At 53.5% G+C, this 13,154-nt stretch carries 9 protein-coding genes; 1 reads left to right on the top strand and 8 read right to left on the bottom strand.

Annotation, left to right across the window (positions count from 1 at the left end; all coding sequences use genetic code 11):
• Positions 1-16: 16 nt before the first annotated feature.
• The 4 genes from J4864_RS01265 to J4864_RS01280 form a co-directional block, all read right to left on the bottom strand.
• The gene (locus J4864_RS01265) at positions 17-667 is read right to left on the bottom strand and encodes a 5-formyltetrahydrofolate cyclo-ligase (protein ID WP_007368345.1); all 651 of its coding nucleotides are present in this window, start codon (positions 665-667) and stop codon (positions 17-19) included.
• A 12-nt stretch (positions 668-679) separates the two neighbouring features.
• Positions 680-2,335: a S41 family peptidase gene (locus J4864_RS01270; protein ID WP_007368346.1), complete on the bottom strand. Its 1,656-nt coding sequence runs from the start codon at positions 2,333-2,335 to the stop codon at positions 680-682.
• 190 nt (positions 2,336-2,525) lie between these two features.
• Entirely contained in the window at positions 2,526-3,053 is a 528-nt protein-coding gene (locus J4864_RS01275) for a dCMP deaminase family protein (protein ID WP_007368347.1), read from the bottom strand.
• A gap of 40 nt (positions 3,054-3,093) precedes the next feature.
• Positions 3,094-5,175, bottom strand: coding sequence for a M3 family metallopeptidase (locus J4864_RS01280; RefSeq protein WP_211814320.1), 2,082 nt, complete (start codon positions 5,173-5,175; stop codon positions 3,094-3,096).
• 262 nt (positions 5,176-5,437) lie between these two features.
• Here J4864_RS01280 and J4864_RS01285 point away from each other — a divergent pair, with 262 nt between their 5' ends.
• Positions 5,438-5,884 (top strand): NanQ anomerase/TabA/YiaL family protein, encoded by a 447-nt coding sequence (locus J4864_RS01285; protein WP_211814321.1) that lies wholly within the window; start codon positions 5,438-5,440, stop codon positions 5,882-5,884.
• A 395-nt stretch (positions 5,885-6,279) separates the two neighbouring features.
• Here the strand turns inward: J4864_RS01285 and J4864_RS01290 are convergent, their stop codons facing one another.
• From J4864_RS01290 to J4864_RS01305, 4 genes are all read right to left on the bottom strand, one after another.
• On the bottom strand, positions 6,280-7,677 hold the full coding sequence (locus J4864_RS01290) for a DUF2130 domain-containing protein (protein WP_007368351.1): 1,398 nt from the start codon (positions 7,675-7,677) through the stop codon (positions 6,280-6,282).
• Between the two features lie 262 nt (positions 7,678-7,939).
• Positions 7,940-8,470 (bottom strand): type I restriction-modification system subunit M N-terminal domain-containing protein, encoded by a 531-nt coding sequence (locus J4864_RS01295; RefSeq protein ID WP_211814322.1) that lies wholly within the window; start codon positions 8,468-8,470, stop codon positions 7,940-7,942.
• Positions 8,471-9,292: 822 nt separating this feature from the next.
• A complete protein-coding gene (locus J4864_RS01300) occupies positions 9,293-11,788 on the bottom strand; it encodes a TonB-dependent receptor (RefSeq protein WP_211814323.1) in 2,496 nt (831 codons plus the stop codon).
• A gap of 199 nt (positions 11,789-11,987) precedes the next feature.
• A complete protein-coding gene (locus J4864_RS01305; protein ID WP_211814324.1) occupies positions 11,988-13,076 on the bottom strand; it encodes a zinc ribbon domain-containing protein in 1,089 nt (362 codons plus the stop codon).
• Positions 13,077-13,154: the final 78 nt, after the last annotated feature.

Below are 13,154 nucleotides of genomic sequence, written 5' to 3' on the forward strand. Positions count from 1 at the left end.
TTATCAGTACTTATTGTCAGTAAATCACTTCATCCACCAGCTGGTCATGTTCATCTGTCGGGATGGAAGGAAGAGCCTGGAACGGAAAGCAGATACCGAGTTTGTAAGCATTGGTGAGGAGGGGAAGGAAGCGGTCGTAATATCCTTTCCCACGGCCGAGGCGGTGGCGTCCGGCATCGAACGCCATCCCTGGAATCAATGCGAAAGTGATGGAAGGGAAGTCCGTAAAGGCCTCGCCGACAGGTTCGAGAATGCCATAGGAACTTTCCCTGAAAGAAGCGGGAGAGGTGTAATGGCGTATCTCCATCTCTGTATCGCTGATGACTACCGGGAGCAGTACCTTCTTTCCCTCGGCATGAAGGCGGCGGATGAGGGTGTGGGTATAGACCTCATCGGGCAGAGAATTGTAGAGCAGTACGGTTCCGGCCGCCCGCAGACGGGGGTGAGCCAGGACGCGCCGGACGAGGGAGGCCGACTGGCCGACCAGTTCCTCGTTTGTAAACTGCTTCTTGAGAGAGCGGACATAACGGCGGAGTTCCTGCTTGGAGACCTGCTCCAGCCCCTCTCTCGGGGAGAGAGGCGTGCCTGTCCGGAGCCGATCAGGCGGAAGTGGAGCGTCAGACGGCGTGCCGGATGCCGGTGGACTTGATTCAGCTGGATGTTTCATGACTTCAGTATTTCATTGTGCTTTACGTTTCGTCCTGCCGTTCTGTCCCGACATGATCATGAGAATAGAGGGACTGCGGAACACGTTGAGAGCCGACTTGATAGTCGCATCGTCGAGATTGACGTACTCTATCCAGGCCTGTTCGTCAAGCATGTTATAGATGATCCTGCTGTTCAGATACTCTTCTAAAAGCGAGTGTGAACGCATGATCATCAGGTTGCGGCGGCGGAGCCCGTTCCGTTCTGCGTAGTCGGCGAAGTCCGACACGAGGTTCTGCCGCTTCAGATAGTTCGCCAGCGGGCGCATCTCCGAGAACTCATTGAGCTTCTTCCGGTTGCGGTCTGTATAATTGAAGGCATACTGCATCATCAGTCCGCTCATGGCAGCCTCCTTGTAATAGGAGGTGATGTTGGTCGTGTCTTCCGGAACGAAGATGTCCGGCGTGATGCCGCCACCGCCGTAGACGGTACGCCCGTTGTGGGTGTGATAAGCCGGCCCGACATGCTTGATGCTGTCCTGCGAGAAGAACTCTCCATGCTGATAGCGCATGAGAAGGTCGTTCTCATAGTCGGTGTTGTCGCCGGGCTTGAACGGTTTCTGGATGCAGCGGCCGGAGGGGGTATAGTAGCGGGCAATGGTCAGACGGATCATACTGCCGTCAGGGAACTGTATCTGCTGCTGCACCAGTCCCTTTCCGAAAGAACGCCGGCCGACAATCGTGGCACGGTCGTTGTCCTGCATGGCTCCGGCAAAGATCTCTGCTGCCGAGGCGGAGCCCTCATTGATCAGTACGACCATCGGTATATGCTGATAACTCCCCTTGCCGTCACTGCGATAGTCGATGCGCGGGCTTTTCCGTCCCTGCGTATAGACAATGAGCCGGTTCTTGGGCAGGAACTCATTGGCCATCTGCACGGCGGCTTCCAGGATGCCTCCGCCATTGTCGCGAAGGTCGATGACCAGATGGTCAGCCCCCTGGATGTTCAGTGTCTGCAGAGCCGCAAGCATCTCGGCATAGGTACGCTCGCCGAAGCTCTTGATGCGGATATAACCTGTTGAATCGTTGAGCATATAGCAAGCCGAAACACTCTTGACGGAGACATCGCCACGTGTCACGGTAAACACCTTCACTCCCTGTTCACCGTACCGTTTCACACCGATCTTCACCTTGGAATCCTTAGGTCCCTTCAGCCGGTGCATGGCCTCCTCGTTGGTGACATTCTTGCCGACGAAAGCCTTGCCGTTGATGCTGACGAGCTTGTCACCGGCGAGTATTCCGGCCTTGTCAGCCGGCCCGCCCTTGATGACATTCTGTATCCGCAGCGTATCATTGCGGATGATGAACTCGACACCTACTCCGGAGAAAGAACCCTTGAGGTCGTCCGTGGCGAGCTGCACATCCTTTGCGCTGATATAGACGGAGTGCGGATCCAGTTCGGACAGGATGGCCGGGATGGCCTTCTCGACAAGGTCGTCTATGTTCACCGAGTCGACATACTGGTCATCGATGATATGCAGCAGGTTGCTTAGCCGGCTGCTTCCACTGTTGATGATGTTCAATCGGTTGCCCGAGAAGTGATTGGCATAGAAAGTGCCGATCAATATACCGATGACGACACAGAATGCCATCAGGAGCGGCATGAAACGGTTGGTTTTGTTTTGATTCATAAAAGCTCCACCCCTATGCCTCCCAGAGAGGAGGACTTGCGGACAGGGTGCTCGCTGATTTACTTGTTATTGTATATCCGATTATAAGCGCCTTGGATAACGTGCTTGTGGAAGGCGCATGACGGCTGATAGGGTCTGTAGGCCGGCGGTGCAGCCGGATGCGGCGGCTGCCATGGTGTCGCCTTCTACGTTATCTGCCGCCCTCATCTTGTCTTTTCTCTTCAGGGACATCGTCTGGAGGAAGTCCCTCAAGACGAAGGAACTCTACCTCGATGCCGGCACGTTCCAGCAGGTCAATCCCGTCCATCAGCCGGTACTTCTCGGCATAGACGACACGCCGGATGCCCGCCTGGATGATCAGTTTCGAACACTCGATGCACGGTGATGCCGTCACGTAAAGCGTCGAGCCGTCGCTGTTGTTGCCGCTCCGTGCCAGTTTCGTGATGGCATTGGCTTCAGCGTGGAGCACATAAGGCTTCGTTACGCCGGCTTCATCCTCACATACATTCTCGAAGCCGCTCGGGGTTCCGTTGTAACCATCGCTGATGATCATCTTGTCCTTCACGACCAACGCCCCCACCTGCCGGCGTCTGCAGTAGGAGTTCTCTGCCCAGATGCGTGCCATCCGGAGGTAACGGTAATCGACGGCGGTCCTGCTCCTGCCCTTCATGAGGGGGGATGCGGCTGCTTCGTGACTGGTGATAGGTTCGCTGTTCATTGTGATGATGGAGTTTTATCTGTGACGGGGTGGGGGAAGGCTATCGGGAAATGCCGTCTCTCTTCATCAGCGCATCAATTGTCGGCTCCTGTCCGCGGAAACGCTTGTAAAGTGTCATGGGATGTTCCGTTCCGCCGCGTGACAGGATGTTGTCACGGAACCGCCGGGCGGTTGCCTGATTGAAGATTCCCTCTTTCTTGAAGACGCTGAAAGCATCGGCGTCAAGGACTTCAGCCCATTTGTAGCTGTAATAACCCGCAGCATAGCCACCCGCCATAATGTGGGAGAACTGCACCGTCATACAGGTGTCCATGCGCTGCTCGTCGATGATGGCGGATGCCCATGCCTTCTTCTCGAATGGGATAATATCCTCGGTAAACGCATCTTTCTGCGTGTAGTAAGCCATATCCAGCAGGCCGAAGCTGACCTGCCGCAGACACGCCGTCGCCGCACCGAATGTACGGCTAGCCACGATCTTGTCTATCAGTTCGTCGGGCATCGCCTCCCCTGTCTGATAGTGGAAGGCGAACGTGCGGAGAAAGTCCTTCTCTACGGCGAAGTTCTCCATGAACTGTGAAGGAAGTTCCACGAAGTCCCACCAGACATTCGTTCCCGACAGACTCTCGAAACGGGTGTTGGCGAACATCCCATGCAGTGAGTGCCCGAACTCGTGCAGGAAAGTCTCCACCTCACCCAGCCTCAGCAAGGCCGGTTTATCCTCGGTAGGCTTGGAGAGATTCATTACAAGCGAGGTGTGCGGACGTACGTTTGTCCCGTCCCGCTCAATCCACTGTCCCTGGAACTCGGTCATCCAGGCACCGTCCCGTTTTCCCTTGCGCGGATGAAAGTCGACATAGAGTACTGCCAGGTAGCTGCCGTCCTTGTCGAATACTTCATAGGGCTTCACGTCAGGATGATAGACCGGTATGTCCTTGTTCTCTTTGAAAGTAATCCCATACAGGCGTGTAGCCAGCCCGAAGACCCCCTTGATGACGTTGCCCAGTTCGAAGTAAGGGCGGAGCATCTCGGGGTCGAGGTCGAACTTCCGCTTCTTCAGCTGCTGGCCATAGTAAGCCGCATCCCACGGCTCCATCTTGAAGTCGTCGCCCTCCAGTTCACGGGACAGTGCCTTCACTTCCTCCCGTTCTCTGATGGCTGCCGGCTTATACGCCGTAATGAGGTCGTCGAGCAGCTTGTAGACGTTCTCGACCGTTGTCGCCATGCGGTGCTTCATCACGTAGTCGGCGAAGGTGTCGTAGCCCAGAAGCTGCGCCATTTCACGGCGGAGATTGACGAGCCGCCTGCATACCTCGAGGTTGTTCGTTTCCTTGTCCTTTATGCAGAGTGTGTTCCGGGCCATGTAGAGCTTCTTGCGCAGTTCGCGCTGCGTACTGTACATCATGAACGGTCCGTAGCTCGGTGCATCCAGAGTGAATATCCATCCCTCCTGTCCGTGCTCTTTTGCAGCCTCGTGCGCTGCTTCCCGTGCCGTGTCGGGCAGACCGTCAAGCTGTCTTTCATCCAGGATGTGCAGCGTATAGGCCTTGTTCTCCTTCAGCAGGTTCTGTGAGAACTGCAAAGAAAGCATGGAAGCCTCTTCCGTGAGCTTGCGCAGACGGTTCTTCCCCGCCTCATCCAGCAGTGCACCGCTGCGTACGAAGCCGTCGTAGCTGTTCTCCAGCAGGCGGTTCTCTTCCGGTGTCAGTTCACGGTGATGCTCATAAACGTACTTGATGCGTTCGAACAGCTTGGGATTGAGGCTGACATCATTCGCATGCCGGGTGAGTATCGGACTCATCTTCTGCGCCAGGGCATCCATCTCGTCATTGGTCTCGGCACTCAGCATATTGAAGAACACGCTCTCCACCCGGTTCAGCAGATCATAATAATGCTTGCGTCCCTTCACTTCATCCTCCGGTATGATGGTGTTCTCGAAGGTCGGTTCGTCGGGGTTGTGGATGATCTTCTCAATCTGTTCGTCCTCACGGCGGATACCCTCCATCATCGCCTCTTCATAATCGGCAAGGGTGATACGGTCGAAAGGCACGGTGTCGTGCGGTGTATTATAAGGCAGGAAGAAAGGGTTTGTACGCTCTTTCTTCTCCGATATGTTGTCTGTCATTTCTATTTCGCTTTCTCTTGATTTAACGTACAAAGATAAACCAAAAAAAGGAGAAACCCCTTATATAGGACTGGAATTTAACGCATTTTTGTTTCTTTGTCAGGTTCAGACAATCGGCCATTGTCGCTTGCCAAGATGAAAGACTGCAATGGAATGAAAGTCCGCTCCCGTACAGTCAGGACGAAATATGTCCGGGGCTTTTCCTTTGCCATCAGAAAGAAAATGCCTATATTTGCACGGACAACCAACAGACAAGGAACAGATGGTAATAGCAGATTTAAACGCAGCCTGCCGGTATTATGGCCTGCATCCGAAGATGAAGGAACTGATGGAGTATGTTCTCCACCACGATTTCAGCGGACAGGAAGCGGGGCGCATCACGCTTGACGGCAGAGGTTTGTTCATCAATCTGGATGAAGTAGAACTGAAGACAAAAGACAGACAGCGGTTGGAATTTCACAGGAGATACATTGACGTGCAGGTTCCCCTGTTGAAGGAAGAGACGATGGGCTGGACGCCGGTCTCCGGGCTGGGCATCCCCGACATAGCCTACAACCCCGATACCGATTGCGGTTTTTATACACAGGAGGCAAAAGAATATTTCAAGGTCCGGCCGGGACAGTTCGTTCTCTTCTTCCCCGAGGATGCCCATGCGCCCGTTATAGGTGATGGAAGGCAGAGGAAACTGGTCGGCAAAATCAGACTGTAGTTTCGCACCTGCAGGGAAAACGCAGGGGGCATGCAGACAAATAGAAGAGGGTGTGTCAAAATGCAATTACCATTTTGATCATCTTACAGTTTGAAACAATTCATTGAAAATGACCATTTCTGTACTCGATTTTGAGTAAAGAAATGGTCTTTTCTTTGTTGTAGGAAAAACCTGCTTATAGTTTGAAAGTCGTCAAGTTATTCATCTGCATTTTGACACACCCTCTTCTTTTGGTATGCCCGGCATGAGCATTGGTATAACGGGTGGAAGTCCACGGTAAGCCCTGATAGCGGGATTTACATAGCCAACGGAAAGGGTGTTCATCGCGAAGTGGGCCTGGAAGGATCCGCCGGCAGAGACCTGATGAGCAGGAACTTCATACACCCATGGCCGTCTTACCGGATTTCCACAGCGGTCTGTGTATTCCGAGCCTCATCAAACTTTGCCTTCATCGTCGGGTTATTGTAGGTGAGCCTGCGAATGGTGAGGTTTTCAGTGTCTTGGGTGGCAAGACGCAGGTTGTTCTCACTGCTGACCAGCTCTGCACGAACCTTCTGGAGCTTCTTGATTGTAGCGTCAATGTCCGCGATGGCATCCTGGAACTTCCTGGTGTACAGCTCGTAATGCTTGCTGAACTTTTGTTTGAAGTCTTCCATCTTCGTCTCGAAGTTGGTCACATCCACCTCCCTGTTCTGTGCCAGGACAAGCTGCTTCTTATATTCCAAGGCACTCTTCGATGCCTGCACCAACAGCGTGATGAACGTCACGAAGAACTGCGGGCGAATGACATACATCTTCGGATAGACGTGGCTCTTGTTCACGATGCCGCTATTATACAGCTCGTTGTCAGCCTCCAGCAGGCTCACCAGCACGGCATACTCACATCCTTTCTTCCGCCTGTCCTCGTCCAACTTCTTCAAGAAGTCCTCGTTTTTATGCTTAGTGGCAGTGGTTTCCATTTCGTTCTTCATCTCGAACATGATCGAGATGTATTCCGTCCCGTCTTCACTGTCACGGAAGATGAAGTCGCCCTTCGTACCGTCGCTCGCATCATTGTCCTTGTCAAAGTAAGCATTCGGCATCAGCGGACGCAGATAACGCTCGAACTCAATACTACAATGCTGCTCCAAGGTCTCACCCACCATCTTCGTCGACATCTTCGTCTTCAAGTCCTTGTAGTAGTCTATCTGTTCTTGCTTCATACGCAACTCATTCTCATGTTGCTTCTGCAGGTCTGCCTCATGCAGCTGTGCCTTGCTCTTCTCCTGCTCTATCTCACTTTGCAGTTTCACGATCTTGTTTTCTCTTTCCTGCACATCTCTCTGTGCTTTGTTGCGCTCCTCCATCAGTGCCAACTGCAGTTTGTCTCCATTCTGGCTGATCTCTGACTTCAACTCACTGATTGTCTTATCCTTCTCAGACAATGCAGCCATCAGTTCGCTTGCCTTCAGCGACTCTATCCCCTCCAGCTTAGCCTTCAGATTGGCAATCTCTGCACTCATCTCAGCCTTCTGCCGGGACAGTTCGCTGTCCTTCTCACCTTTCAGTCGTTCTATCTCAGCTGCCTTCTGGATCAGCTCCTGCTCTTTCTGCGACAGCTTATTCCGGAAGGTCTGTTCCGTCTTAGTGGTAACCAACGCCAACTCAGCTTTGTTGCGCTCCTCCGTCTCAGTCATTCTCCGCTTCACCTCAGCCTCGATTTCCTTCGTCTTTACTTGGTTCAAAATGGAAGCATAGTCTGCCTCATCCACCTTGAAAACATTTCCACACTTAGGGCATTTTAGTTCTTTCATAATTCTATCCTTTCAAGTTGTTGTTTATGTTGCGAGTGCAAAGGTAATACACGGGAGTGCAGCCTTTCCGCAGAGAAAAAGATTTCTGTTTAAATCCGTCATTTGTTATCTTCTATATATAATGGGTCGTCAATTAATTTGTAGGAATTTGCCGGTAACCACTTGTTTAGTACCATTCATATATGTTATTACACTCTTAGGTTTAAGGCATCGGGCGTTTACACTCCCGATGCAGATATTTGATAAAAGTGAGATAATCTTGTCAAGCCTTGTCAGCAGCAGATGTTCGGAAATTCCTGACCATGGCGTTGCTCACCTTGGAAGGGTGGAGGTCGGCTTTCTCAACAAACTGCATGACAACCGCAAAGAGCTTGTTGCCACGCTCAAGCCGGGCGTATATCTTCGACAGGTCGACGATGCCGCTGTCGCCGTCTTCGTGTACAAAGTTGGCAAGGATGTCCTTCACGTTCGGCGTAAAGCCTTCGATATAAGTCTTGAAGGCATCGCCGATCTGGTCGGGAGAGTTGAGCAGCTTCCTCAATGACAGTCCCGACCTGTTGAAGAAGGTGAGGCCGTTCTGCCGCATCAAGGACTCGAGTTTGTATTTCCGCATCTCTTCAGGCGTGTCGTCGAGTGCCTCGAGAATGGCATCGTACTTATCTTCGAGCACGCAGTCCAATCGGCGAAGCAGCGTGAAGGGCAGGATGACATCCTCCACTTCGGAGTCGTCATAGTAGTTGCGGATGACTTCTTTGATGTCCCAAATCACGTTGGCTAACTCTTGTTCCGTCATAGGTCTGTTGTCTTTTATTTCTTATTCTGTTGCAAAGTTAATGATTATCCGTGCGGTTTTCGTGCCTTGAATCATATTTCTGCAGATTCTCTTTTATTTTGCTTCTTCTCTCGTTGCGGAAGCATTCGGGGAAGAGAACCTCAACGTCAGGAAGCCCCCGACTTATTCCCTTGCCATCGCTGTTTGTAAACATTTTTGTGCAGCTCGAAGCTGACACATGCTCTTCCGGCTTCTAAAAGATGCCTGATTGACCAGCAACAGGTGCTCTATTAGCGTGTAACTAACGCCCTTTTGAAGTCCAATCAAGCACCTTTTGCAAATGACTTGACAACCAATTGATTGACTGCTTGTTACAGACCTTCCTTTTTGTATGTGTCTTTTATATTCGTAGGTGATTGGTTTGAAATTATGTAATGACTTTTCAAAATCTTATCTGTGTTCTCACGTATTAAAATGAAAAGGGTTTTGTCTCGGAGGAGGATAACGGGATAGACGGTTGACGGTCTTGGTTAAGTTTTTGTTTCATGAATCACTCCGCTTCTCCCGTTAAAGCTATACGGAAAGCATCCACGTATGGAACGGAAGAATGCAAAAGACCGTCAGTACTCCCACCGGAGCAGACGGTCTTTTGCGTTCAATTCTTAACAGTATAGGCACAAAGAGCCGGCAGGATTCCCGTCGTCGACAGACCGACGTGGAATTTCCAGAACATGCCTATGGATGTACTTCCGGCTTCACGGACGTTGTTTCACACTGTGATGACGGATGTCCTTCCGGCTGTCCTTCCGTTTTCCGATGGACACATGCCGGATGCGGGGGGCGTCAGAAATGCAGTCTGAAGTCAACCCCCAGCTGGAAGGGGTTGCCCTGCTGGGCAAAGGTGTAACGCTTGCCGGTCGCCGCGCTCTGTACGGCGAAGGTGTCATACTTCGTGTCGGTCAGATTGCGTACCCACAGGTTGATGTGCAGAGGGCCGAAGTCGGCATCGGCGTGGGCGCCGAGTACCGCATAGAAGTTCTGGCTGACGGTGTTCTGCTCATCCCAGTAGATTTTGCCCAGTGCGGAGAGATTCATGCCCACTGTGACGCTGCGCAGATGGAACCGGCTGGACGGGTCGAGCAAGGCCGCCGGGTCAACGTCGATCCGATAGTCGGCACTCGCCCCCAACGTATGCTGTGGCACGAAAGGCACCCGCTTGTCTTTGTAGTCAATGGTCCCGCCTCCTGCGACAGAATCCGTATATTCGTCAAAGCGTGCGCTCGTGAGCCCGTAGCTGACCGCATAGGCGAGCCTGTTGTCCAGTGCTCCTCCCCGGAGTGTGGCTTCCAGACCGCAGGAATGGCTGCGCCCGGCATTCGTCATCACACGTCCGAATCCGTAGTTGCCGGCCATGACGGAGAGCTGCTGGTTGCGGATCTGCATGTAATAGGCGGAAAGATCGAGGTGAAGCTGATTGTCGAGAAGGTTGAGATGGGCACCCGCCTCGTAGTTCCAGCTTGTCTCCGGCTTGTATTCGATGGTCTTTGCAATGCGCTCATAATACGCCTCGTCATGTGCGATGTCAAGATCGGCGCGGGCGGCCTTCGCAGCCTTGGCGGTCTCTGTCTGGAGCACATCCGAGAACATCTCGAAGTTGTATCCGCCGGCCCGGTAGCCCTTCGACCACGTCGCATAGACGTTGCTCCCGTCCGGGAGGCGGTAGGTCAGCCCGACCTTCGGCAGAAGCTGGTTGAAGTGGTCGTGCTCGTGACGGTTCAGCCGGGAGGTGATGACCGGGCTGATGTTCACTCCGAATACATGCTCCTGTAAGGCTACACGGGCTGAGGTCTCATAGTCAATGGCCACATGGGAGTAGTCGTACCGGAGACCGAGCGTCGCCGTAAGATGCGGTGTGAGGTCGATGTTGCTCTCGTGGTAAACGCCAAGATTGAATGTCGGCGTGCGGAAGAGTCCCGGGACAGGGTCCATGGCCATGTCTATGTTGACGCCTCCTGTCCGGGCGATATTGGCGGCCGCCAGCGCGCGGGCAGCGGCCTCGGCGGCCTCTTTGGACATTCCTCCGGCAATCATTCCCTGCGCAATGCCTCGTGCCATGGAATTGAGTATGCCGTTGTAGGCATAATCGGTAATCGTCTTGGAGAGAAAGGCGTTCATGTCCTTGTCGAAGTAGACGGGGGCGGATGTCTTCAGCCACTGGTAAGAACCGAAAGCGCCGAAGGTCCAGTGCCACCTGCTGCCGTTGCGGCTCTTGACGGACAATTCCTCCGAGAGGATGTTTCCGTGCTGACGCTGGATGAGATGCAGGAAGTCCTGCGGCCGGTAGTCGATATCCATGAGCATATAGTCATGGAGATACTGCCACGAGGTCATGGAGTTCACGTCGAAACCGTTTCCGGTGTACTTGATGCCCGCCCCCGTGTTGAGGATGTTGCGGCGGTAGTTGCTCTGCCGGTTCTGGTCGGGCGACTGTGTCCCGGCTTTCAGTCCATAGAGCGGGGAGGTGATGGGGGCGGCGGCGATTTCGTCTTCGGTGACAAGCTGGCCATACGGAAAACCGTTCTGCCGTGTATATTGGTAATCAGCCATGAAGTCAAAGGCCAGACGGCCGGTCGGATGCCACAGCAGCCGTCCCTTTCCGCCGAACTCGTTGATAAGGTCGGCACGGCCTCCGTCAAACTGATTGCGGAAAAAGCCGTTCTGTCCGCCATAGAATCCTGCCAGCGAGAAAGCCGTCCTGTCGTTCAGCCGCTCATAATGGCTCGCCTCGACCTTGCGCAGGAATCTGGTTCCCAGAGAGAACTTCACGTCCGTACCCTGATACTGGAAGGGACTGCGGCTGTAAAGGCGCATCAGGCCGCCCTCGGTGTTCATGCCGTAAAGTGTCCCCTGCGGCCCGTGGAGGACATCCACGCGGTCGACGTCATAGACGTGGAAGTTGAAGGCGCTCCTGCACAGGACGGGCATGCCGTCCACATAGATTCCCACAGCCGGAGAGTAGACGCGCGAACCGATCCCGCGCATATAGATGGAAGAGGTATAGCGGCTTCCATACTCGGGCATGGCGAACGACGGCACGAAGGCAGACAGCTGCCGCACGTCCTGCACGTTGAGGCTCTGCAGCTGCGCACCGTTGAAGGAGGTGCTGCTCAGGGGCTGCTGCCGGAGACGGAAAGCCTCCTTGGGCTGGTCGATGATGACGACTTCGTCGATGTCATACACTCTGGAGGTATCTCCTTTTTCAATGGTATTATCAGCATGTACTCCCGCTGGCAAGGCTGAGGCCATCAAGAGCGCAATACCTAATCTGGACTTGAACATATTATTCTATAATGTTTTACAATACGTTGACGCTGCAAAGGTAAGAAGAAAAAGCATCATGTACAATCCTTATTTGTTAGGAATATGACCGGGCACGTCACCCTCGCTCCGGGAGCGGAAGGGGGCGGACGGCTATCCGTTCACCACGTCTGGTCTTCACGTTTGCCCCTGCTGACGAACCGGGAGCGGAAGGGGACGGCTATTCGTTCACGGCCCCGCAGTGCGGGCATCTGCCTTTCCGATGCAGCCGTCTGCCACAGTTCCCGCAGCAGTAGGTCTCGCTGCTATGGCGTAAATAGACGCGGAACGCATAGTAGATATAGGCAAGCAGCAGCAGATAGCCTATATAATATAAGGTGAGAACCGAAAAGACAATGTAGTTGACGGCACACACCGCAGCCAGACCGGAGAGGTAGAGGATAGCCTCGGCCGGTTGCAGCAGCCGCCGCACATCGTCTATTGTCGCAAGGGCTATGATCAGCATGGCCCATACGAGTACCAGAAAGATGTTGAGCAGCAGGGGCTGGGAGAAGGGATTGAGCGACGGATGGAAATAGAACTCGCGCCACGTCTCCGGTGCGAAGAGCTGTATGCTGGCATAGAAAGCCGCCGAGAGTGCCACGATGACGGCCAGCAGGGTGGGGTACAGGGAATTGACATCGTTGAAGTGTACGATATGTGCGTTCTGCTTCAGGATCTTGCGGGTGAGATAGCCTATGGCTATGATGGAGATGACGATCAGGAAGATGAGCAGGTGGATATTCGAGAAGGTGGAGATGAACTGGGAGATGGGATCGTCCGGGTCGACCTGCTTCAGGAGGTGTCCTTCGTGTATCCATCCAAAGGCATAGTCTTCTGTGGCGATCTCCAACCAGACGGAATCCTGCTTGTCATCCGGCAGGATACGCACGTCGGCCACCACGATTCCCTTTCCTTTCTTTACGGCAAAGGAGTCGGTCTCCATCCGGTTCACGGCTTCTTCGGGCTGCTGGCGAAGCAGCATCAGCGAGTCGGATGTGACGATGAAATTGAATCCCTGTGAATAGTGGTGCTTCACGCGGAAGGACAGCGAATCGACCCTGCTTGCCGTCCCCTGCCAGTTGTCTTTCGTACTGTCACTCTGCTTTGCCAGCGAGTCGTCGCCTGCCTGCAGGTGGCGGGAGATCTGGGCTTCCTGTATGCTGTCGGGCAGGCGGAAAGAGGAAGGGGTCTTCTTGTGATAGCAGCCTGTCGTCAACAGGAGGACTCCCGAGAGAAGTAACGGGAGCAGCGAATAACGTCTACGCATATTGTTGGTTTTTGGGCCTCCTGCAGGAGAAGGCCGGACGGTGAAGTTGTCGGTCTATATTTCCCATCTGTTCCGGAG

Origin of the sequence: Prevotella multiformis (assembly GCF_018127985.1) — a bacterium.
GTDB lineage: Bacteria > Bacteroidota > Bacteroidia > Bacteroidales > Bacteroidaceae > Prevotella > Prevotella multiformis.

Coding starts and splice junctions, on each gene's coding strand:
- J4864_RS01290 (WP_007368351.1), bottom strand. CDS start 7,677: ATGAAAGAACTAAAATGCCCTAAGTGTGGAAATGTTTTCAAGGTGGAT.
- J4864_RS01305 (WP_211814324.1), bottom strand. CDS start 13,076: ATGCGTAGACGTTATTCGCTGCTCCCGTTACTTCTCTCGGGAGTCCTC.
- J4864_RS01295 (WP_211814322.1), bottom strand. CDS start 8,470: ATGACGGAACAAGAGTTAGCCAACGTGATTTGGGACATCAAAGAAGTC.
- J4864_RS01270 (WP_007368346.1), bottom strand. CDS start 2,335: ATGAATCAAAACAAAACCAACCGTTTCATGCCGCTCCTGATGGCATTC.
- J4864_RS01275 (WP_007368347.1), bottom strand. CDS start 3,053: ATGAACAGCGAACCTATCACCAGTCACGAAGCAGCCGCATCCCCCCTC.
- J4864_RS01280 (WP_211814320.1), bottom strand. CDS start 5,175: ATGACAGACAACATATCGGAGAAGAAAGAGCGTACAAACCCTTTCTTC.
- J4864_RS01265 (WP_007368345.1), bottom strand. CDS start 667: ATGAAACATCCAGCTGAATCAAGTCCACCGGCATCCGGCACGCCGTCT.
- J4864_RS01300 (WP_211814323.1), bottom strand. CDS start 11,788: ATGTTCAAGTCCAGATTAGGTATTGCGCTCTTGATGGCCTCAGCCTTG.
- J4864_RS01285 (WP_211814321.1), top strand. CDS start 5,438: ATGGTAATAGCAGATTTAAACGCAGCCTGCCGGTATTATGGCCTGCAT.